We start from the raw sequence: 21,466 nt of genomic DNA, 5'->3' as shown, positions 1-21,466 counted from the left end.
CGCAGCCGTGATGGCGCGTCATATGTACGGCAAAGTCCGTGACGTGACGGATCGTCCGGATCTCGTGACCGGGGGACCGTGCGCTCTGGGGAGGCGTCGTGGACGACTATGCGGGTCGGGTGCTTGCCGACCGCTACCGCCTTCCGCTGCCGCCGTCCGACGCCTACGAACTGGTCGAGACGCGCGCCTTCGACACCTACAGCGGCCAGGAGGTCCTGGTCCGGCAGGTTCCGCTGCCCGAGGTGGTCGACGCCGAGGTGCTCGACGGCGACGGCCGGCCGTCACCGGTGCGCCGGACCACCGGCCGGGCCGTCCGCCGCTCCTCGGACCCGGCGGTACGCCGGGCGATAGAGGCCGCGCAGGCCGCCGCCCAGGTTCCGGACCACCCGCGCCTCGACCAGGTCTTCGACGTGTTCGCCGAGGCGGGCTCACTCTGGATCGTCAGCGAACTGGTTCCCGCCCGCCCGCTCGCCGCACTCCTGGCCGAACGCCCCCTCAACCCCTACCGCGCCGCCGAGATCGGCTCCGACGTGCTCACCGCGCTGCGGGTGCTGCACGCGCACGGCTGGACCCACCGCAACATCACCGTGCGGACGGTGCTCGTCTGCGACGACGGCCGGGTCATGCTGACCGGCCTCGCGGCGGGCGCCGCCGAGGAGGCTCTCTGCGGGTACGTCACCGTGCCCCGCCCCGACCTGGACGAACCCGACGCCCCGCCCCGGCGCCACGAGCCCGCGAGCGACCAGGCGCAGGAGCATGCGCAGGAACACGCGTACGAGCACGGGGACGGACCCGACGGCGGCCACGGTGACGGCTACGACGAGCAGCGCGCGGGGTACACCCCCGAGCTGCCTGCCCTGCCCCCCGCCCCCGCCCCGCACACCCCGTGGGGCGAGCCCCGCGACCCGTACGCCGACCGGGAGCGGTACGCCGACCGGGAGGCGTACACCGGCCACGCCGACCGGGACTCCGCCGCGGTGCCGCTCCCGGCCGCTCCCGCGGCCCCGGCCCTCCCTCCCGTCCCGCAGCACCGGCCGCCGGCCCAGGAGGCGCCCCCGGGCGCGGACCTGCCGCCCGCCGACCCCGGCGCGGCGACCGCCGCCCAGCTGCGGGCCGCCCGGGCCGGAGCGATAGCCGCCTACCGTGCGGGTGCCCTCGCCGCCTCGGCCCGCGTCACCGAGGAGCAGCAGCGCGCGGAGGAGCAGCGCCTCGCGGAGGAGCAGCACAGGGCCGAGGAGCAGCGCAGGACCGAGGAGCAGCAGCGGTCGGACGAACAGCGCCGGGAAGAGCAGCGCCTCGCGGACGAACAGCGCCGCGCCGAGGAGCAGCAGCGCGCCGGGACTGCCGACGGGCCGGGGCTGCTGCCGCCGCCGCGCCCCGCGGCCGGGGCGCTGCCGCCGCTGCCCAGCGGCTGGGGCCGTTCCTCCGCCGATCTCTACCCCGACCTCTACGACGAGGAGGACGACGAGGAGGACGACGACCCGGACGACCCGGGCCCGGCCGCTCCCGGCCGCCGCGTCCACCTCGCCGGTTCCTGGGAGGACGGCCACTCCGGCCGTCCCGTGCCCGCCGGGGGCTCCGGCGCCGACGCCCTGCGGGCCGACTCCCGCCGGGAGACGCTGCCCGCCGCCCGTTCGGGCGCGGCCGTCGAACGGGTGCCCGCCGGCAGCTGGGACGCCGTCGTGGCCGCGGGCGACCAGGGACCCGTCTACCGGGGGCCCGCCACCCCGCTCGCCGCCGAACGCGCCCGACAGGCCCGTATCGCCGTCGTCGGTGCCGTCACCGAGCGGTGGGCGCCCGAACAGGCCGGGCCGGTCCACGAGAACTGGCAGCTCGCCCCGCCCATCGGCCCCGCCACCGACCTCTGGGCGCTGGGTGCGCTGCTCTACCGCGCGGTCCAGGGGCACGCCCCCTACCCGGAGGAGAACGCCGCCGAGCTCGTCCAGATGGTGTGCGGGGAGCCGCCCGCCTTCGCGGAGGAGTGCGGTCCGCTGCGGCCCGTCGTGGAGTCCCTGCTGCGCCAGGACCCCGCCGAGCGGCCCGACTTCGAGGAGCTGCGCGGCTGGCTGCGCTCCCTGATCCGGTCCGCCCCGGAGCCGGAGGCGGGTTCGGACGTCGTACCGCTCCCCGCCGACGACGCCGCCAAGCTGCCCATCGTCCGCCGCAAGGGCGAACTCGTCCGCAGGCGCCGCCGGTTCCGCTCCGCCTCGCAGGGCCGGCACCGCCAGGGCACGGCCGCCGGCCAGAGCGGCCGGGACGGCCAGGAGGCAGCAGGGCTGGAGGCCCTGGGGCTGCGCTCCTACCCGGAGGCCGACGAGCGGGAGTACCAGGAGCCCGCGTACGAGCCCCGGACCGCGCAGGAGCGCAGGCCGCCGCGCGGCCCGCGCGAGCCCAAGGTGCTGCGGGAGAACGGCAACCGGCCGCCGCGCCGCCTCGGCCGGCTGCTTCTGCTGCTCGTCCTGCTGGCGCTGGCCGGTGCGGTGGTCTACGCCCTGCTGTTCATGCCGAAGGACGACGCCGGTACGCGCACGGGCTCGGCCGCCACTCCGGCGGCCACCGACTCCGCCGCACCCGCAGGCTCCGAGCCGCCCGCCGAGAAGCCCTCCCCGTCCGCCTCCGGCAAGGCCTCGTCGGCGCCCGGGACCCAGGACCCGCAGACGAGCGGGTCCGCCGTGGCGCTTCCGCCCGGGTACACGCTCCGCAAGGACCCGGAGGGGTTCGAGGTGGGCGTGCTGAAGGACTGGCAGCGCAGCCCCGCCAACGCGGACCGCCAGATCCGTTACGGCAGCGACGGGTTCAGCCTGCTGATCGTGCCGGGCCGGGACACCGTGCAGGCCAACGGGGCCGATCCGCTGGCCTACCAGCGCGACAAGGAACCCGAGTTGCAGCCGTTCCGCGACTCCTCCTGGTCCACCGCGACCGGGCTCCGCCGGGTCGACGTCGGCCGGCAGGCCATGGCCGAGGGGCAGTACACCTGGCAGGACGTCAACGGCCGTGAGGTGTACGTACGCAACCTCGCGATGGTCGTCGACGGCCGCTACCACATCATCCAGGTCATCGGCCCGGTCAACGAGCGCGACCAGGTCACCAGCATCTACCAGCAGGTCATCTCTTCGTACCGGGTGACGTCCTGACGGTCCGGAATGTTCGGGTACGTCGCCGTCCGGGGTCATCACAGTGCGGTCTCATGGGCGGTGCGAGGTTCCCCGTCTCCGAGCCCCTCCGTAATCTGGCACCCGAGCAACGGGGCGGGGACGACACGTGGATCACTCATCGAACAGCGGCAGGCGCACCGACAGGGCCGCCGGAACGGCGCCCGGACTGGTACTCGCGGGCCGGTACCGGCTGGTGGACGTGCTGGGCCGGGGCGGCATGGGCAAGGTGTGGCGGGCAGAGGACGAGGTGCTCCACCGCACGGTCGCCGTCAAGGAACTGACCGCAGGCCTCTACGTCGCCGAGGCCGACCGGGTCGTGCTGCACGCCCGTACCCGCAAGGAGGCGCGGGCCGCAGCCCGGATCAGCCACCCCGGCGTCGTCACGGTCCACGACGTGCTCGACCACGACGACCGCCCGTGGATCGTCATGCAGTACGTCGACGGGCCGTCGCTCGCCGACTCCGCCAAGGAGAACGGCGAGGTCACCCCGCACGAGGCGGCCCGCATCGGGCTCGGCGTCCTCAGCGCGCTGCGCGCCGCGCACGCGGCGGGGGTGCTGCACCGGGACGTCAAGCCGGGCAACGTCCTGCTCGCCCGCGACGGGCAGATCCTCCTCACCGACTTCGGCATCGCCGCCATCGAGGGCGACTCGACGATCACCCGGACCGGTGAACTCATCGGCTCCATCGACTACCTGGCGCCCGAGCGGGTGCAGGGCCACGACCCCGGCCCGGCGTCCGACCTCTGGTCGCTCGGCGCCACGCTCTACGCGGCGATCGACGGCCGGTCGCCGTTCCGGCGTTCCTCGCCCATCGCGACCATGCAGGCGGTCGTCACGGACGAACCGTCGATACCTCCGGGGGCCGGCACCCTCGGCCCGGTGATCGCCGCCCTGCTGTGCAAGGACCCGGCCGGCCGTCCCTCGACGGCCGAGACCGAGCGGATGCTGCGGTCCGTGCTGACCGGCCGCGAACCGCGCACCGCGCAGGTGTACGTGGACACGCGCCACTACGCGGGCGAGACCCGGAGCGAGCCGGCCCCGCCGTACGGGCAGGAGGTACCGGTGAACCGGGCAGGGGCGACCGGACCCACCGTCGCCCGGGCGGCGGCCCCGGCGGCCGGACCGGATTCCGCGACGCCCGGGTACGGCACCCAGGCCGGGCAGGGCTCCCCCGCGCCGGGGTACGGCACCCAGACGGGGCAGGCCGCCACCCCGGCGCCCGGGTACGGCGCCCCCACGCCGCCGGTCGGGTTCCCGTACGGAACCCCGCCCGGCCACACCACCGCAGCGACCCCCACGGCCCCCCGGACGAAATCCGGGTCGCGGCGGCGCAACACCGTGGTGGCCGTGGTGGTCGCGGCGGTGCTCGGCACCGGGGCCGGACTGGGCGCGATGCACTACGCGGGCAGCGGTTCGGACGACGGGAACGGGCGCCCCTCGCCCACGGCCACCGCGCAGCGGCCCACCGCCACCGCGGAGCCCTCGGCGGGCGCCGCCGGCGGCACCTCGGACACCGGCGCCACCACCGGACCCTCCGACGCCGCCGCCCCGCCGACCGCGGGCTCGGCCGACTCCTCGATACCGGCCGGCTGGAAACGGGTGGAGGACCCGGCCGGCTTCAGCCTCGCCGTACCGGAGGGATGGGAACGCCGGACGGAGGGCACCCAGATCGACTACACCCCGGACGAGGGCGGTCACCGCCTCCGCATCAGCGTCGACGACGCGCCCGACTTCGACACCGCCTACGCCCACATGCAGTCCATGGAGGAGACCCTCAGGGACCGGCTCCCGGGCTACTCGCGCATCTCGCTGGACGAGAACACCTTCCGCGACCACTCCGGCTCGCTCTGGGAGTTCACCTGGACGGAGACCCAGGACCATCCGGGGGAGCGGCGCGGGATCGACCAGATGTACTTCGCCGGCACCGGTGGGCCGGAGTACGCGCTCTATCTGACCGCCCCGGTGGACGACTGGGAGGACACCCGGGAGCTGTTCGACACGATGCTCAGGAGCTGGCGCCCGCCCGCCCGGACGGAGTGAGCCGGCGGCGGTACGGGGGGCGGTGCCCAGGGCGGGCAGCCGCCCCGCATTCCCTCTGCCGCACCGGGAACCGCCCTGATCAGCGGTTATTCAGCCAGTGATCACTGGCTGAGTGTGGGGAGTGTGAAAAGGGTGTTACCCACGGGTACCCAAAGTCGCCCGGTGGACTTACTCTCGCCCTCATGACGGACTCGCAGGCAGCGGACTCGACGGCAGCGGCCCCCCAGGCATCGGACCCCGAGGCGGCGGACCCGCAGGCACCGGATCCGCACGCCCCCGACGCGCGGGCGGCGACGGCCGCCCCGGGCACCAACCCGGTGGCGGCGGCCCCCGCCGGTGTGCGTACGGCGGCCGACGTGGTCACCCCCGACCTCGTGGCCCGGCTGGTCCGCGGGGTCGTCGGCTCCGGGCGTACCGCCAACCACACCCCCCTCACCGGCGAGAAGCTGGCCGACCTGCCGGAGTCCACCCCCGAGGACGTGGCCACCGCCTTCGAACGGGCCCGCGCCGCCCAGCCCGCCTGGGCCGCCACCCCCGTACGCACCCGGGCCGCCGTGCTGCTCCGCTTCCACGACCTCGTCCTCCAGCGCCAGGCCGAGGTCCTCGACCTCATCCAGCTGGAGACCGGCAAGGCCCGGCTGCACGCCCACGAGGAGGTGCAGGCGGTCGCCGTCGCCTCCCGCCACTACGGGCGCAAGGCCCCCGCGTACCTGCGCCCGAAGCGGCACACCGGAGTCGTACCGACCCTCACCAAGGTCACCGAGCTGCGCCAGCCGCGCGGGGTCGTCGGCCAGATCGCCCCGTGGAACTACCCGCTGGAACTCTCCGTCGGCGACGCGCTGCCCGCCTTCGTCTCCGGCAACGCCGTCGTGATGAAGCCCGACACCGAGACCGCGCTGACCGCGCTCTGGGCCCGCGACCTGCTGATCGAGGCCGGACTGCCCGCCGAGGTCTTCCAGGTCGTGCTCGGCGAGGGCCCGGTCGTCGGCCCCGAGGTCGTCCAGCGCGCGGACTACGTCTCCTTCACCGGCTCCACCCGCACCGGCCGCGAGGTCGCCCAGGGCGCGGCTGCCCGGCTCGTCGGCGTCTCGCTGGAGCTCGGCGGCAAGAACGCCATGCTGGTGCTCGCCGACGCCGACGTGGAGAAGGCCGCCGCCGGAGCCGTCCGCGCCTGCTTCTCCTCGGCCGGCCAGCTCTGCATCTCCATCGAGCGGCTCTACGTCCACGCGTCCGTCGCCGACGACTTCGTGGCCCGCTTCGCCGCCCGCACCAAGGCGATGCGGCTCGGCGGCTCCCTCGCGTACGGCGCCGACATGGGCTCGCTCGCCGGGGAACGCCAGCTGGAGGCCGTCGTCCGGCACGTCGACGAGGCGGTCGCGAAGGGCGCCACCCTCGTCGCGGGCGGGAAGGCGCGCCCCGACATCGGCCCGCTCTTCTACGAGCCGACCATCCTCGAAGGCGTCGAGGCGCCCATGGAGGTCTGCGCCCAGGAGACCTTCGGACCGGTCGTCTCGGTCTACCGCTTCACCGACGAGGACGAGGCGATCGCCCTCGCCAACGCCACCCCGTACGGCCTCAACGCCAGTGTCTGGACCAAGGACGCCCGGCGCGGCCACCGGGTCGCCGCCCGGCTGCGCACCGGCACCGTCAACATCAACGAGGGGTACGCCCCCGCCTACGGCAGCGTGCAGTCCCCGATGGGCGGCATGAAGGACTCCGGGCTCGGCCGCCGGCACGGCTCCGAGGGCATCCTCAAGTACACCGAGGCGCAGACCGTCGCCCAGCAGCGGCTGATCCCGCTCGCCCCGGCCTTCGGGATGGACGACGAGAAGTACGCGGAGTTCATGAGCCGCAGCCTCAAGGCGATGAAGGCGTTCCGGCTGCGCTGATCCATCCGGCACGGGCCGGTCCGTGACCGCTGACGTTCGTACGTACAGATCAGAAGGTTCCACCGAGGTTCGCGACGAGGAGAGCCATGCCCGAGGACAGCCCTGCCCGCAACCAGGCCGCCAGCGGTGGCACCGCCTCCGAGACCGGCTCCGGCACTGCCTCCGAGACCGCCTTCGACTACGACGTCCTCGTCGTCGGCTCGGGGTTCGGCGGCGCCGTCTCCGCGCTCCGGCTGACGGAGAAGGGGTACCGGGTCGGCGTGCTGGAGGCGGGCCGCCGCTTCACCCCGGGGACGCTGCCCAAGAACTCCTGGGACCTGAAGAACTACCTCTGGGCCCCCGCCCTCGGCCTCTACGGCATCCAGCGGGTGCACCTCCTCGGCAAGGTCATGGTGCTGGCCGGAGCCGGGGTCGGCGGCGGCTCGCTGAACTACGCGAACACGCTGTACGTCCCGCCCGCCGCGTTCTTCGAGGACCGCCAGTGGGCCGCCATCACCGACTGGCAGGACGAGCTGCGGCCCTACTACGACCAGGCCACCCGGATGCTCGGGGTCCGGCTCAACCCGACGACGACCCCTTCCGACGTGCACCTGAAGGCGACCGCCGAGGCGATGGGCGTCGGCGACACCTTCCACCTGGCACCGGTCGGGGTGTTCTTCGGCGACGGCAGGGACGCCGACGGCACGGCGAAGGCGGAGCCCGGCGGCACGGTCGCCGACCCGTACTTCGGCGGCGCGGGGCCCGCCCGCAAGGCCTGCACCGAGTGCGGCGAGTGCATGACCGGCTGCCGCCACGGGGCGAAGAACACCCTCACCGAGAACTACCTCCACCTCGCCGAGAAGGCCGGCGCCGTCATCCACCCCATGACCACCGTGCTCGCCGTCACCGAGGACCCGGCCGGCGGCCACCGGGTCGAGACCGTGCCCACCGACCGCCGCCGCAAGGCCGCGCCCCGCACGCTCCGGGCCCGCCACGTGATCGTCGCGGCGGGCACGTACGGCACCCAGACCCTGCTGCACCGGATGAAGGACGAGGGGCGGCTGCCCCGGCTCTCGGACCGGCTCGGCGAGCTCACCCGTACCAACTCCGAGGGGCTGGTCGGCGCGCAGACCAGCGACCGCCGCTACCGCCGCAAGCACGGCGCGAAGCCCGACTTCACCAAGGGCGTCGCCATCACCTCGTCGATCCACCCGGACGCCAGCACCCACATCGAACCGGTCCGCTACGGCAAGGGCTCCAACGCCATGGGTGGCCTCACCATCCTCCAGGTGCCGTACGCGAAGCGGCGGGTGCGCGCCTGGCTCGCCGGCGTGGTCAGGCACCCCACCATCGCGGCCCGCTCGCTCTCCAACCGGAAGTGGTCCGAGCGGACCATCATCGGGCTCGTCATGCAGTCGCTCGACAACTCGCTGACCGCCTACCGCAAGCCGAGCGGCATCGGAAAGGGCCTGCTCACCGCCCGGCAGGGCCACGGGGCACCCAACCCGACGCAGATCGCCGAGGCGACGCGGAGCGCCACGCTGCTCGCCGAGGAGATCAACGGCTTCGCCGGTTCCAACATCGGCGAGCTGATGGGCACCCCGCTCACCGCGCACTTCCTCGGCGGCTGCCCCATCGGGGCGAGCGCGGCCGAGGGCGTCATCGACCCGTACCACCGGCTCCACGGCCACCCCGGCATCTCGGTCGTCGACGGCTCGGCGGTCTCCGCCAACCTGGGCGTCAACCCGTCGCTCACGATCACCGCGCAGGCCGAACGCGCCATGTCGTTCTGGCCCAACAAGGGCGAGCCCGACCCGCGACCGGCGCAGGGCGAGGCGTACCAGCGGCTGACACCGGTGAAGCCGGCTGCCCCGGCTGTGCCGGAGGAGGCGTTCGGCGCGCTGAAGCTGCCGTTCCTGGGCATCCCGGCCGTACCGCCGAAGCCGGCGCCGAAGGCCTGAGGGCCAGCCCTACGCGAAACACGGCCCGGGACAGACCAGTGGGGGCCGGCCCCGGGCGTCCCCGGAGCCGGCCCCCACACGGGTGACCGGGCTGCTGTCCCCTGCCGACCGGTCACATACGCCGGGACGCGGTCCCACGACGCACCTGAGATACGTCACACGTCCGAGCGGAGCCACGCGCTTCTTCCTGCCGATGCCGCCCCTGGCCGGTGCGGACACCCCGAACAACGAAGGCCGCTCCGGACCGGTCACGCTCCGTACGGGTGAGACCGGGACCGAACGGGGGTGCGGCCGTACAGCCCTGCGCGCAGGGGCACGCCGCCCGTACTCACCGCACTCCGCCCGTACACCGGGGTGCGCCGGGTTCACACCTGGCCGCGGCAGAGCTCCAGCAGCGTCATCGCGAGCGGGGTGCCGGGCTTCCCGAGCGCGTCCCGGAAGTGGCTGAGCACCTCCATCTCACGGGCGAGGTTCACCCGGCGGCCCCCGGAGGTGATCCTCGCCTCCTGGATGACCGCCGACACCGCCATCCGCTCCTGGACGAGGCCGATGATCCGGTCGTCCAGCGCGTCGATCCGCTCCCGGGCGCCGCCGATCAGCGCGGCGGCCTCCTCGGTGTGCGCACCGGTCGCCTCGGTCGCGGTCTTCGAGGGCTTCGCGGCAGACGTGGTGGCGGGGGTGGTGATGATGCTCATGGTCGGACTCCCGATCGGGGTACGGGCCCCGGCCCGACGGCCCCCGAACGCCAAGACGCCCCGGGCCTGTCGGCCCGGGGCGTCTGGAAGGTCGCTCGTCAGTTGCTCAAGCAGCACGACCATGACACCCGGCGGGCCGGATGCCATAGGTAAAGACGGAGATCGTGTACTGACGCATGGCAGCCAGTATGGACCCGCCCCCGCCCGGTACCCAACGGGGGGTCCGGATGGTGGGACGGCGGCGGGAACGGGACGCGGGAGGCCGCTTCGCCGCGGCCGGTAACATTGAAGGACCGACACCCCTCACCGCCGGAAGGCCGCCTCGTGCCAGCAGCACCCCCCGCCGCCCCCGACATGACCACCGACGTGGTTCTCGTCGTCGACTTCGGCGCGCAGTACGCCCAGCTCATCGCCCGTCGCGTCCGTGAGGCCCGGGTCTACAGCGAGATCGTCCCGTCCACCATGCCGGTGGCCGAGATGCTGGCGAAGAACCCCCGCGCGATCATCCTGTCCGGCGGCCCGTCCTCGGTGTACGCGGAAGGGGCGCCCTCGCTCGACCGCTCGCTGTTCGAGGCCGGGGTTCCGGTCTTCGGCATGTGCTACGGCTTCCAGCTGATGGCGACCACGCTCGGCGGCACCGTCGACGACAACGGGGCCCGCGAGTACGGCCGTACCCCGCTCAAGGTCACCAAGTCGGGCTCCACCCTCTTCGAGGGCACCCCCGACGACCAGGCCGTCTGGATGTCGCACGGCGACGCCTGCTCCGCCGCCCCCGAGGGCTTCACCGTGACCGCGTCCACCGACGTCGTCCCGGTCGCCGCCTTCGAGAACGACGAGAAGCGCCTCTACGGCGTCCAGTACCACCCCGAGGTCATGCACTCGACCCACGGGCAGCAGATCCTGGAGCACTTCCTCTACCGCGGCGCGGGCATCGAGCCGACCTGGACGACCACCAACGTGGTCGAGGAGCAGGTCGCGCTCATCCGCGAGCAGGTCGGCACCAAGCGCGCCATCTGCGGCCTCTCCGGCGGCGTGGACTCCGCGGTCGCCGCGGCCCTCGTGCAGAAGGCCATCGGTTCCCAGCTGACCTGCGTGTACGTCGACCACGGCCTGATGCGCAAGGGCGAGACCGAGCAGGTCGAGAAGGACTTCGTGGCCGCCACCGGCGTCCAGCTGAAGGTCGTCGACGCCGAGAAGCGCTTCCTCGACGCGCTCGCCGGGGTCTCCGACCCGGAGCAGAAGCGGAAGATCATCGGCCGCGAGTTCATCCGCGTCTTCGAGCAGGCCCAGGCCGAGATCATCGCCGAGGGTGCCGCCGACGGCGAGCAGGTCGCCTTCCTCGTGCAGGGCACCCTCTACCCGGACGTCGTCGAGTCCGGCGGCGGTACCGGCACCGCCAACATCAAGTCGCACCACAACGTCGGCGGCCTCCCCGACGACATCGAGTTCGAGCTCATCGAGCCGCTGCGCCAGCTGTTCAAGGACGAGGTCCGGATGGTCGGCCAGGAGCTCGGCCTGCCCGAGGAGATCGTCCAGCGCCAGCCGTTCCCCGGCCCCGGCCTGGGCATCCGCATCGTCGGTGACGTCACCAAGGAGCGCCTCGACCTGCTCCGCGAGGCAGACGCCATCGCCCGCGAGGAGCTGACGGCCGCCGGTCTCGACCGCGAGATCTGGCAGTGCCCGGTGGTCCTCCTCGCCGACGTCCGCTCGGTCGGCGTCCAGGGCGACGGCCGCACCTACGGCCACCCGATCGTGCTGCGCCCGGTGTCCTCCGAGGACGCCATGACGGCCGACTGGTCGCGCCTGCCGTACGAGACGCTGGCGAAGATCTCCACCCGCATCACCAACGAGGTCGCCGACGTCAACCGCGTCGTCCTCGACGTGACGAGCAAGCCGCCGGGGACCATCGAGTGGGAGTAATCCTCCCCACGACCCCCTGACGATGCCGCCGCTTCCCCCGTGGGAGCGGCGGCATCGCCGCGTCCGGGCCCCTTCGCCGCCCCTACGGGGGCACAGGTGCGCGAAACCGGGGTGCCGGGCCCGCCCCGATGCGGCCCGAAGGCGTCCGGTACGGCACAATTCACAAAAAACGTAAGTGAGTTGGCTGTACCGGGGCGGGAAAGGGCGGCACGGGTCGTGGCGTTGGACGAGGCGAGGGCAAGCAGGGCGCACGGCGGGGGCTGTACGTGCGGCGACTGCCCGCACGGAGCACGCGAAGGACACCGGCGCGCGGTCGCCGCCTTCCTCGCCAAACGGGACGAGTTCGCCGCCGGGAAGGGGCTGCCCCCCGGGGTGGCGCAGTCGCCCTCGGCCTCCCGGCAGTGGGTCTCCGACGAGCTGACCGGCGCCGCCCGGGCCGTCTCCGACCGCAGCCGGGAAGCCGGTGACGCCTGGCTCCACGACGTACGGCTGCGCACCCTCGCCGTCATCGCGGTCGCACTCGTCGCCCTCGTCCTCGGCGAGACCGCCACCGCGATCGGCCCGGGCTGGTCCACCGCCCGTACCGCCGGGCTGATCGCCGGACTGGTCACCGCCGCGCTGCTGGCCGCCGCCGCCTCGTACCACCGGGCACGCGGAGGCCTGCTCGCCCCGCTCATCGGCGAGGACAACCGGCTCTCCACCTCGCGGGCCGTCGCCGCCGCCTGGGTGCTGCTCGCCGTCTTCGCCGTCCTGGTGCTCTCCCTCCAGCTCGCGGGGGCCTCCGACCACAGCGAGCGCGACGCGCTCATCGAGGGGCTGGACCTGATGCGTTCGGCGGGGGTGCTCACGGTGCTCGCGCTGGTCTGCGCCGTCGCCGTCGTCGTCCGCCGGGTCGTCTCCGTACGCGTACTGGCGCAGCGGCTGCAGAAGATCCGGGCCGACCGGCCGCGCGCCGCCGACCTGCTGACCGACGACTCCGGCCGCGGCAGCTTCACGGACGTGCAGTACGTGCTGGTGAACGGCGTCGCGGTGCTCTTCGCGGCGGTCCGCCTCGCCCGCCGCCCCGAGCAGCTCCCGGACCTGCCGTGGGGGCTCGCGCTGCTGGTGGCGGTCTCGGCGGCGACCTACTTCGCGGGGAAGTACGCGGAGGGCGGCCGGCCGGTGGTCCTGTCGGTCGTCCGGGCCCGGGAGGCCGGCGACCTGGACGCTCCGATCCGTACGGGCGACGACATCGAGATCCGGGGCGCCGGATTCGTACCGCCCGGCGCGGGCGGCCCGGCCGGGCTGGCCCGGCTCGTCGTACGGATAGGGACGGTCCACGTCCACGTCCCGCTGATCCCGGTCCCCGGAGGCTTCGCCAATCCGACCGACACGGTCCTCACCGTGCCCGTCCCGGTGGAGGTCGAACCCGGCTCGGTCGACGTCCAGGTGGTCACGGCGGCCGGGGTGGAGACCAACAGCTGCCGGATCGACGTGACGGACTGACACCCGGGGGCGGACCGACACCCCGGGTGCCGCGCTCAGAACTCGGGCGCCGCCATGAACGTCGTGTAGAGGTAAGCGCCGAGGACCAGCCAGAGCAGGACCGCACCGGTCAGCAGGGCGCGCGCGACGGGCACGGCGGCGGGGCGGTCCCGGAGCGAGGCGACGATCCACCCGCACGCGGCGCAGAGGACCGGCACCCCGACGAGCACCAGCGCGTCGCGTTGCAGCCGGAGCTTCGTCTCGTGGTTGCCCTGCCAGTCGCTGATGCTCTTGTTCCGGATCGCCTCCTCTGCGGTGTACCAGAACCCGAGGACCAGCGGGACCAGGAGTACGGCGGTCACCACGAGGAGGACGAGGAGCGTGCGGCGTCGGGGCGGCCGGTCCGTGCCGTCCGAGTGGTCCGCGTCCTCGGGTGAGCCCGTGTCTTCCGCGTAAGCCGAGTCCACCAGGGCAGCCGCGTCCTCCGCGGCGTTCCGGGAGCGCTCCGGGGGGTGCTGGGCATCCGTCATGCGGGCATCCTCGGCGAGAAGTCCGGTGTTCCGCCACCCGTATCGCGTACGGCGACGGACGGGTTCGTGGCACGGACTCGACGCAGGTGTCCGGTCCGTCGCGTGTGTGCCGATGCGCACGCCCCCGTGCGCCGGAAGCCGCCCCCTTCCCCCACGTACGTGTGTTCTTACGTATGGTCTGTTGACGGGGCAACGGAGAGGTGGGGCAGTTCATGCAGGGCCACGGAAGCAACGGTTACGGACGCGTTCCCGGCGAACCGAAGGGGCTGAGGGAGCAGGCGCGCACCTACGCGCTGCTGCCGCTGCGGGTCTTCCTCGGCGTCACCTTCATCTACGCCGGGCTCGACAAGCTGACGGACAGCGCCTTCCTGTCGTCGAGCGGGGCCGGTTCGATCGGCGACCAGATGCGCGGGGTCCGCGACTCCGCCGGTGCCCCCTGGCTCGTCGACCTGGCACTGCACAGCCCGGTCGGCTTCGGGTACGCCATCGCGCTCGGCGAGCTCGCCGTCGGCATCGGCACCCTGTTCGGGCTCTGGGGCCGGCTCGCCGCGCTCGGCGGTGCGCTGATCTCGCTGAGCCTCTGGCTCACCGTGAGCTGGCAGGCGACCCCGTACTACTACGGCAACGACCTCGTCTACCTCATGGCCTGGCTGCCGCTGCTGCTCGCCGGATCGGGGCCCTTCTCGCTGGGCACGCTCCTGCCGCCGCGCCGCCGCCGGAGCCTGTAGGCGACCCAGGCGGCCACCGCGGCGAGGAACAGACCCCCACCGAGCACCGCGGCGAAGAACACCCAGGGCGCCTCCCAGGCACCGGCCCAGTCGGCCGCGTACCCGGCCGACAGGGCCAGCAGGGTCAGGCCGGCCAGCGCGCGGCCCGGCCGGAACTCATGAAGCAGCACGGGTGACCTCCACCTGTCCGAGACCGACTTCCAGGCGCAGCTCGATCGTGCCGGCCGGGTCCGCGCCCTTCGGGGGCGCGAGCGTGCGGGTGGTCTTCCGGTCCGGGGCGATGTCGACGTCCTGGCCGGCCGGGTCGCCGGGCAGGGTCACGTCCCCGAGCCCCACCTCCGCCCGTACCCGGACCGTCGCGTCCTGCGGGACGACCACCACCACGCGCCCGGCCCCCGCCTCCACCCGGGTGGAGAGGGAGGTCCCCAGCGGGACCGGCAGCCCGGACAGGTCGAGCCGCGCGGTACCGGCCCCGATGTCGTAGGACGGCCGCAGCTCGGCGGTGGTGACGGGACGCCATTCGGTCCGCGCCCACGTCGTCCCGATGTCCCTCGGCAGTACGGTCGACGCCGCGAGCACCCCCGTGACGATCAGCGCGAAGACCAGGGTGCCGAAACCGGTCCGGCCGAAGAACGAGGCGACCAGCATCCCCACCCCGAGGACGGCGAGCGCCGCGACCGCCCCGATCTGGAGGCTCTCGCCGAGCGGGTGCCTGCCCCAGCCGGGCCAGGCGGCGGCCACCCCGGCGACGATCGCCAGGAACCGCACCAGGCCCCCGATCGAGTGCGGCCCGTGCGTCTTCTCCCGCGGGTCGGTGGCGACCGGCGGTACGGACCCCGCGCGCACCCCGTGGTGCCCTGTGCCGTGGTGCGGTGCCCCGTGGTGCCCGCCGCGTGCCTTGCCCGGACCGGACGCGCCGTCCGCCGCGCCCGGCACCGCGTCCGCCGGGCCCCACAGGTAGCCCGCGCCCACCGGCCCCGTCGTGCCGTCCTTGACGATCGGGTCCCGCCACCACGACGGCCCGGCCGGCGCCGGGGGCGCCTGGACCTCCGGCGGCACCGAGCCCCGTCCGGAGGGCGCCGGCGCCGGGGCGGTACGGGGCGCGGACGGTACGGAGTCCCCGGCGGCCCGGTCGTCCCGGCCGTCCCGGTCCTGATCCTCGTCCGGGGCGGCGGGCCTGCCGTGCCGCGTCCACACCGCGAACCCGGCGACCGCCAGCACCAGCATCGCGGCGAACGCGAGGACCCCGCCGTTGTTGATCATCGAGAGGAAAAGCCCGCAGCCCACCAGCGCGAAGAGCAGCGCCACCAGCGGCGGCCCCTCCACCCGGCCGGAGAGCAGCCCGCGGAACTCGTTCTCCTCCTCGCCCTCCACCGGGAGCAGCAGCCACGCGAAGCCGTAGAGGATCAGCCCGGTGCCGCCCGCGACGGCGAGCACCCCGAGGACCACCCGGAAGATGACCGGGTCCACGTCGAAGTACCGGCCGAGGCCGCCGCACACCCCCGCCACCACCTTCTGCCGGGGACTCCGCCTCAGCTGCGGTTTCGGTGCGCTCTTCGGTGCGCCGGGGGGCGCCTCGCCGGGGGGCGCGGCGGACGGGGAAGCGGTCATGGCTCCATGGTGACGGCCCGGAGGCCCCCGCGGGACCCGCGGCGACCCTGGTCGTTCCCTGATATGGGAGTAGGGGCCGTCCCTGATGTCCCGGCCCACCCCGACGTGTGACGATCGGACCATGCCAACCGCCACGACCCGAGCCGCCGGTGCCCCGGCCACCGATCCGGAGGAGCCACCGGCGCGCAAGCTGTACCGCAGCGCCGAGGGGCGCATGCTGGGCGGCGTCGCGCGCGGCCTCGCCGGACACCTCGGGCTGCCGGTCGCCTGGGTGCGGCTCGTCTTCCTCGGCCTCTTCCTGGCGGACGGCCTCGGCGCGGTGCTCTACGCGGTGTTCTGGATCGTGGTGCCCCTCGGCGTCGGCGGCGTCGAGGCCTCGCGCTCCCTGTTCATCACGGCTCCGGACGGCAGCCGCCGGCTCCGCAAGCCCGACCGGGGGCAGGTCTTCGCGCTCGTCGGGCTCTTCGTCGGCGCCCTCGTCTTCCTCGCCAACGTGAACATGGGCAGCGGCGCCGACCGCTACATCTGGCCCATCCTCCTCATCGGAGCCGGCTCCGTGCTGGTCTGGCGGCAGGCCGACAACGCCCGCCGCGCCCAGTGGATGGAGGTGGGCCGCCGCCGGAGCATGCTGCACCTGGCGCGCGGCCTCGCCGGGGTCGCGCTCGTCGGCCTCGGGCTCGCCGCCTTCCTGGTGGTGCGCGGCTCGGCCGCCCAGCTCGGGAACGTCCTCACCGCAGCCATCGCGGTGCTCACCGGCATCGCGCTGCTCGCCGGCCCCTACCTCGTACGCATGACCCAGGACCTCTCCGAGGAACGCCTGATGCGCATCCGCGCCCAGGAGCGCGCCGAGGTCGCGGCCCACGTCCACGACTCGGTGCTGCACACCCTCACCCTGATCCAGCGCAACGCCGAGGACGCCGGAGAGGTCCGCAGGCTGGCTCGCGCCCAGGAACGAGAACTGCGGAACTGGCTGTACGACCCCGGCGGCACCGGCAAGGACGCAGGCGACGAGCCGGCCACCCTCGCCGAGGCCGTGAAGCGCGCCGCCGCCGAGGTCGAGGACAAGCACGGCGTCCCTCTGGAGGTCGTCGTGGTCGGCGACTGCCCCCTGGACGAGAAGCTCACCGCCCAGCTCCAGGCCGCGCGCGAGGCGATGGTGAACGCCGCCAAGTACGGTGGCGAGGGCGGCGCGGTCCAGGTCTACGCGGAGGTCGAGGGCCGGACGGTCTTCATCTCCGTACGCGACCGGGGGCCCGGGTTCGACCTGGATTCGGTCCCCGAGGACCGCATGGGCGTACGAGAATCGATCGTCGGCCGGATGCGGCGCAACGGCGGTACGGCCCGGCTCCGGTCGGTGCCCGGCGGCGGCACGGAAGTCGAGCTGGAGATGGAGAGGGCGGGCGAATGACCGAGAACACCGAGGCGACGACCCAGGAACCGGAGCGCCGGGTACGGGTGGTCCTCGTGGACGACCACCGGATGTTCCGCACCGGCGTCCAGGCCGAGATCGGCCGCACCGAGGAGACCGGGGTCGAGGTCGTCGGCGAGGCCGCCGACGTCGACCAGGCCGTCACCGTCATCACGGCGACCCGCCCCGAGGTCGTTCTCCTCGACGTCCACCTCCCCGGCGGCGGCGGCGTCGAGGTACTGCGCCGCTGCGCGCCGCTGATGTCGGCCGCCGAGAATCCGGTCCGCTTCCTCGCGCTCTCCGTCTCCGACGCGGCCGAGGACGTCATCGGGGTCATCCGGGGCGGCGCCCGCGGCTACGTCACCAAGACGATCACCGGCGACGACCTCGTCAACTCCGTCTTCCGGGTCCAGGAGGGCGACGCCGTCTTCTCGCCCCGCCTGGCCGGCTTCGTGCTCGATGCCTTCGCCTCCACCGACGCCCCGCCCGTCGACGAGGACCTGGACCGGCTCACCCAGCGCGAGCGCGAGGTGCTGCGGCTGATCGCCCGGGGATACGCGTACAAGGAGATCGCCAAGCAGCTCTTCATCTCGGTGAAGACGGTGGAGTCGCACGTCTCCGCGGTGCTCCGCAAGCTCCAGCTCTCCAACCGCCACGAGCTGACCCGCTGGGCGACGGCGCGCCGCCTGGTCTGACGGCCGTCATGCCCGCCGGGCCCGTCACGGTCGCGGCCGTCGTGGCCGGCGGCCCGATGGTTCGTCACGCCACCCGGGTCGCCCCCGCGAACGGCATCTCGTCGATCGGGGCGATCCGGATCGGCGCGCCCGGGTGCGGTGCGTGGATCATCTTGCCGTCGCCGACGTACAGGCCGACATGGCTGATCCCGGAGTAGAAGAACACAAGGTCACCGGGGGCGAGCTGGGAGCGGGAGACCCGCCGGCCGGCGTTGATCTGGGTGTAGGTGGTGCGCGGCAGCGAGACGCCCGCCGCCCGCCAGGCGGCCTGGGTGAGGCCGGAGCAGTCGTACGCGGACGGGCCGGTCGCCCCCCAGACGTACGGCTTGCCGATCGCCCCGTACGCGAAGGCGACCGCCTCGGCGGCGCGGGAGTCCGGGGCGGCGGCGGTACCTGAGGGGGCGCTGGTGCCGGACGTGCCGGTCGTGCTGTCGGTGCCGCTCGTACCGCCGGTGCCGTGCTCGGCCTCGTAGCGGGCGCGTTCGGCGGCGGTGAGGGTGTGCAGCAGCCGCCGGGCGTCGGTGAGGCTGGTGGTGATCTTCTTCTTGTGCCGTGCGAGTTCCGCCTCGCGGGTGGCGAGCACCGCCGACTCGTCCTCGGCGCGGGCCCGGACCTGGTCGATCCCGGTGATCTGGCGCTTGATGCCGCTGATGGTCCCGGCCTGGATGTCGCCCGCCTTCGCCACGTACGAGGCGCGCTCCAGGTACTCGTCGGGGTCGGAGGTGAGCAGCAACTGGAGCGCGGGGTCCAGTCCGCCCGAGCGGTACTGGGCGGTGGCGAGAGAACCCAGGGCGTGCCGGGAGTCGTTGAGGAGGCCGGTGCGGCGGGCGGCCTCGTCGCGCAGCGCTTCCACGGAGCGGGCGGCGTCGGCGGCCTTCTCCTTGGCCCCGTTGTACTGCTCGGTGGCGACCTCGGCGTCCTGGTAGAGCTGGTCCACCTTGGACTTGACCTGGGCCGCGGTGAGCGGGGGCTCCGCCTGGGCGGAACCGGTCGCGGCGGTCGCGGTGGCCGCCCCGGCGAGTGCCAGGGCGGCGGCGGAGCGGGCAGCAGAGCCGGTGAACAGGCGCTGCTTGGGCTTGCGGTGAGCTGCTTTCCGGTGCGCGGCCACGAGGGCTGCATCCTTCCTGTCGGCTGCCCGCCCGGCATACCGGCGGGCCCGGCGGACCCCGGCGGCGCGCGCCTCATGGGGGAGGGCGGGCACCACCGGGATCGTTCGGCCAGGTGACCGGTGCCACCCGTCAGGGGCGGCAAGGCGGGCCGATCACCTGGGAGGGACGCTAGCCCCGGGGCGGACCGAGAAGGCGCCATGATCGAAATTGACCTCCCGTGACGTTTCGCCTTCGGAGTGCGATCAGGACTACAGGGAGGTATCCGGTCACTTTCGGGCAGCTTCGGGAAAAGGGCGCCAGGGCGCAGCGGTAGGGGTAAGCCCCACCTGACCGGAGAGGGGTGGTGCAGCCATCGTTAGGCTGCGGACATGTCTGTACTCATCCATGTCTTCGTCGCCCTGCACATCATCGGCATCGCCTCCCTGCTGGGCGGCTTCCTGACGCAGATGAAGGCGATGGGTGCCGGCACCGCCCGGTTCGTCCCCGCGATGCTGCACGGCGCGCTCACCATGCTCGTCACCGGGATCGCCCTCGTCGGCTTCCACCAGGCCGACGACAACCCGGTCAACAACGTCAAGATCGGCATCAAGCTGCTGATCCTCGTCGTGATCCTGGCCCTCATCTATCTCAAGCGCGACGAGGAGAAGGTGTCCAAGGGCGCCTTCGCGGGGGTGGGCGGCCTGACCGTCGCCAACATCTTCATCGCCACGCTCTGGACCTGACCGGGCCGGGCGGGCGTTCCGGGGTGCGCCCGCCCGTCGACCTCACGCCTCAGCCCGGCCGGACGCTGCCGTAGATGGGCATGTAGTAGATCGACTCCTCGCGGACGTACGCACCCGGCTTCGGCGCGTGGACCATCATCCCGTCGCCCTTGTAGATGCCCACGTGGCTGATGTCGTCGTAGAAGAAGATCAGGTCCCCCGGCCGGAGGTCCGCCGTCGCGACCCTCGTCCCCACGTCGACCTGGTCCCAGGTGGTACGCGGCAGGTCGACGCCCGCCTCCCGCCAGGCCGCCTGGGTCAGGCCGGAGCAGTCGTACGACGCGGGGCCGGTGGCTCCCCACACGTACGGCTTGCCGATCTGGGACTCGGCGAACGCCAGCGCCTGCGCGCCCTTGGTGGACGCGGACGTGGTCGAGCCGGTGGCGGTGCCGGTGCCGGTGCTGCCGGAGGCCGCCGAGTCCGAGCCCGCGACGGCCTTGTCGGCGGCCTCCTTCTCGGCCGCCTCCTTCGCCGCGGCGGCCTGCTCGGCGGCGAGCTTCTCCGCCTTCTTCTTCGCCTCGGCTTCCTTCTTCCGCTCCAGCTCCGCCAGGCGCGCCTTCTCCTCGGCGGTCAGCTCCGACAGCAGCGTGCGCGCCTCGGACAGCTTGTTCTGCACGGTCTGCTTGCTGGTGCGCAGATCCGCCTGCGACTCGGTGAGCGCCTGCAGGTTCTCGGTGGCCTCGGTGCGCTTCTCGGCGGCGGCCAGCTGCTCGGTGCGGAAGTCGGCGACCGCCTTCTCCTGCCGGCCGGTGCGCCGCTCCATCAGATGGTCCTGGTCGAAGTACGACTGCGGGTCGTCAGCCAGGAAGAACGTCATCGTGGACGCCAGCCCGCCGCTGCGGTACTGGGCCGCCGCGTAGCTCCCCAGCGCGCGACGGGCCTCGTTGACCTTGTCCGCCCGCCTGGCCGCCTCCTCCAGCAGGGCGTCCACCTTGCCCTGCTGCTCGGCCGCGGCGTCCTTCGCGCGGTTGTACTCCTGCGTCGCGGAGCCCGCCTGGCGGTAGAGGTCGTCGACCTTCTTCCGTACGTCCTCGATGCTCGGCCTGGGCGCCGAGGGGGCGGCCGTCGCGCTCTGCGTGGAGAGCAGCGTCGCGGTGGCGAGCGCCACCGTGGTGAAGCCGACGGCCTGCGACGAGACACGCACCGGGGTGCGGGGTTTGCGATGCGATGCCACGACGGCATCTCCTTCCGTGGACCGCCCACCGGCCGGCCGGGCCGAGGTCGTCCGGCCTGCCGAGGTGGACGGGTCGTCCGGCTGAGCACGGTAGCCAAGCGGCGGGACGGCTGGGAAGGGCGATGAGCGATATGCCCGATACATTTTCGTGACCTTGGTCGCAGAGGTGCGCACCGGGGCCCCGGGAGGTGTCCGTACCGGGGCCGCGCCGGGAATTCCTTCGCGCGCCGCGCACGGTCCTTGACAGCCAGTGACGGCCGTCTGCCGACTCCGGCGAAGCCCGCCCGGACTGTCGGCCGGACACCCT

16 protein-coding genes are annotated in these 21,466 nt (G+C 73.6%); 10 read left to right on the top strand and 6 right to left on the bottom strand.

Annotation, left to right across the window (positions count from 1 at the left end; genetic code table 11):
* The first annotated feature begins 98 nt into the window (after nt 1-98).
* From ACWCSV_RS13075 to ACWCSV_RS13060, 4 genes are all read left to right on the top strand, one after another.
* A complete protein-coding gene (locus ACWCSV_RS13075; RefSeq protein ID WP_451141490.1) occupies nt 99-3,134 on the top strand; it encodes a protein kinase in 3,036 nt (1,011 codons plus the stop codon).
* Between the two features lie 238 nt (nt 3,135-3,372).
* Nucleotides 3,373-5,196, top strand: coding sequence for a protein kinase domain-containing protein (locus ACWCSV_RS13070; RefSeq protein WP_451141524.1), 1,824 nt, complete (start codon nt 3,373-3,375; stop codon nt 5,194-5,196).
* Nucleotides 5,197-5,378: 182 nt separating this feature from the next.
* Nucleotides 5,379-7,085: a succinic semialdehyde dehydrogenase gene (locus ACWCSV_RS13065; protein WP_451141488.1), complete on the top strand. Its 1,707-nt coding sequence runs from the start codon at nt 5,379-5,381 to the stop codon at nt 7,083-7,085.
* A gap of 86 nt (nt 7,086-7,171) precedes the next feature.
* The gene (locus ACWCSV_RS13060) at nt 7,172-9,025 is read left to right on the top strand and encodes a GMC oxidoreductase (protein WP_451141486.1); all 1,854 of its coding nucleotides are present in this window, start codon (nt 7,172-7,174) and stop codon (nt 9,023-9,025) included.
* Nucleotides 9,026-9,390: 365 nt separating this feature from the next.
* On the opposite strand, the gene ACWCSV_RS13055 is transcribed toward ACWCSV_RS13060, so the two are convergent.
* Complete coding sequence (locus tag ACWCSV_RS13055; protein ID WP_451141484.1) at nt 9,391-9,720, bottom strand: chorismate mutase; 330 nt, start codon at nt 9,718-9,720, stop codon at nt 9,391-9,393.
* A 324-nt stretch (nt 9,721-10,044) separates the two neighbouring features.
* On the opposite strand from ACWCSV_RS13055, the gene guaA reads away from it, so the two are divergent.
* Both guaA and ACWCSV_RS13045 read left to right on the top strand, forming a co-directional pair.
* The gene (gene guaA, locus ACWCSV_RS13050; RefSeq protein ID WP_327177538.1) at nt 10,045-11,640 is read left to right on the top strand and encodes a glutamine-hydrolyzing GMP synthase; all 1,596 of its coding nucleotides are present in this window, start codon (nt 10,045-10,047) and stop codon (nt 11,638-11,640) included.
* A 216-nt stretch (nt 11,641-11,856) separates the two neighbouring features.
* Nucleotides 11,857-13,125 carry a hypothetical protein gene (locus ACWCSV_RS13045; RefSeq protein WP_451141482.1) on the top strand — a complete coding sequence of 423 codons (1,269 nt, stop codon included), beginning with the start codon at nt 11,857-11,859 and terminating at the stop codon, nt 13,123-13,125.
* Between the two features lie 35 nt (nt 13,126-13,160).
* Here ACWCSV_RS13045 and ACWCSV_RS13040 read toward each other — a convergent pair whose 3' ends face one another.
* Entirely contained in the window at nt 13,161-13,634 is a 474-nt protein-coding gene (locus tag ACWCSV_RS13040; protein WP_451141480.1) for a hypothetical protein, read from the bottom strand.
* A gap of 212 nt (nt 13,635-13,846) precedes the next feature.
* Between ACWCSV_RS13040 and ACWCSV_RS13035 the strand changes: the two genes are divergently transcribed.
* Complete coding sequence (locus ACWCSV_RS13035) at nt 13,847-14,362, top strand: DoxX family protein (RefSeq protein WP_451141478.1); 516 nt, start codon at nt 13,847-13,849, stop codon at nt 14,360-14,362.
* On the opposite strand, the gene ACWCSV_RS13030 is transcribed toward ACWCSV_RS13035, so the two are convergent.
* Nucleotides 14,269-14,532, bottom strand: coding sequence for a hypothetical protein (locus ACWCSV_RS13030; protein ID WP_451141476.1), 264 nt, complete (start codon nt 14,530-14,532; stop codon nt 14,269-14,271). The genes ACWCSV_RS13035 and ACWCSV_RS13030 overlap by 94 nt on opposite strands.
* Nucleotides 14,519-15,973: a PspC domain-containing protein gene (locus ACWCSV_RS13025; RefSeq protein ID WP_451141474.1), complete on the bottom strand. Its 1,455-nt coding sequence runs from the start codon at nt 15,971-15,973 to the stop codon at nt 14,519-14,521. The genes ACWCSV_RS13030 and ACWCSV_RS13025 overlap by 14 nt, the downstream gene beginning before the upstream one ends.
* 121 nt (nt 15,974-16,094) lie before the next feature.
* Here ACWCSV_RS13025 and ACWCSV_RS13020 point away from each other — a divergent pair, with 121 nt between their 5' ends.
* Together ACWCSV_RS13020 and ACWCSV_RS13015 are read left to right on the top strand one after the other, a co-directional pair.
* Nucleotides 16,095-17,381: a PspC domain-containing protein gene (locus ACWCSV_RS13020; protein WP_451141472.1), complete on the top strand. Its 1,287-nt coding sequence runs from the start codon at nt 16,095-16,097 to the stop codon at nt 17,379-17,381.
* Nucleotides 17,378-18,076 carry a LuxR C-terminal-related transcriptional regulator gene (locus ACWCSV_RS13015; RefSeq protein ID WP_451141470.1) on the top strand — a complete coding sequence of 233 codons (699 nt, stop codon included), beginning with the start codon at nt 17,378-17,380 and terminating at the stop codon, nt 18,074-18,076. Before ACWCSV_RS13020 ends, ACWCSV_RS13015 begins: the two co-directional genes overlap by 4 nt.
* Before the next feature lie 64 nt (nt 18,077-18,140).
* On the opposite strand, the gene ACWCSV_RS13010 is transcribed toward ACWCSV_RS13015, so the two are convergent.
* Entirely contained in the window at nt 18,141-19,223 is a 1,083-nt protein-coding gene (locus tag ACWCSV_RS13010) for an NlpC/P60 family protein (RefSeq protein WP_451141468.1), read from the bottom strand.
* 369 nt (nt 19,224-19,592) lie between these two features.
* On the opposite strand from ACWCSV_RS13010, the gene ACWCSV_RS13005 reads away from it, so the two are divergent.
* A complete protein-coding gene (locus tag ACWCSV_RS13005; RefSeq protein WP_451141466.1) occupies nt 19,593-19,946 on the top strand; it encodes a hypothetical protein in 354 nt (117 codons plus the stop codon).
* A 49-nt stretch (nt 19,947-19,995) separates the two neighbouring features.
* Here ACWCSV_RS13005 and ACWCSV_RS13000 read toward each other — a convergent pair whose 3' ends face one another.
* The gene (locus tag ACWCSV_RS13000; RefSeq protein ID WP_451141464.1) at nt 19,996-21,159 is read right to left on the bottom strand and encodes an NlpC/P60 family protein; all 1,164 of its coding nucleotides are present in this window, start codon (nt 21,157-21,159) and stop codon (nt 19,996-19,998) included.
* Nucleotides 21,160-21,466: the final 307 nt, after the last annotated feature.

It is taken from the genome of Streptomyces sp. NPDC001770 (genome assembly GCF_053596135.1).
The sequence above is the reverse complement of the archived record's forward strand: the minus strand, read 5'-3'. Positions and strand labels throughout refer to the sequence as shown.

Bases quoted from the DNA above. Each gene is read 5' to 3' on its own strand.
- ACWCSV_RS13070 (WP_451141524.1), top strand. From the start codon at position 3,373: ATGGGCAAGGTGTGGCGGGCAGAGGACGAGGTGCTCCACCGCACGGTC.
- ACWCSV_RS13065 (WP_451141488.1), top strand. From the start codon at position 5,379: ATGACGGACTCGCAGGCAGCGGACTCGACGGCAGCGGCCCCCCAGGCA.
- ACWCSV_RS13060 (WP_451141486.1), top strand. From the start codon at position 7,172: ATGCCCGAGGACAGCCCTGCCCGCAACCAGGCCGCCAGCGGTGGCACC.
- ACWCSV_RS13055 (WP_451141484.1), bottom strand. From the start codon at position 9,720: ATGAGCATCATCACCACCCCCGCCACCACGTCTGCCGCGAAGCCCTCG.
- ACWCSV_RS13040 (WP_451141480.1), bottom strand. From the start codon at position 13,634: ATGACGGATGCCCAGCACCCCCCGGAGCGCTCCCGGAACGCCGCGGAG.
- ACWCSV_RS13035 (WP_451141478.1), top strand. From the start codon at position 13,847: ATGCAGGGCCACGGAAGCAACGGTTACGGACGCGTTCCCGGCGAACCG.
- ACWCSV_RS13025 (WP_451141474.1), bottom strand. From the start codon at position 15,973: ATGACCGCTTCCCCGTCCGCCGCGCCCCCCGGCGAGGCGCCCCCCGGC.
- ACWCSV_RS13020 (WP_451141472.1), top strand. From the start codon at position 16,095: ATGCCAACCGCCACGACCCGAGCCGCCGGTGCCCCGGCCACCGATCCG.
- ACWCSV_RS13015 (WP_451141470.1), top strand. From the start codon at position 17,378: ATGACCGAGAACACCGAGGCGACGACCCAGGAACCGGAGCGCCGGGTA.
- ACWCSV_RS13005 (WP_451141466.1), top strand. From the start codon at position 19,593: ATGTCTGTACTCATCCATGTCTTCGTCGCCCTGCACATCATCGGCATC.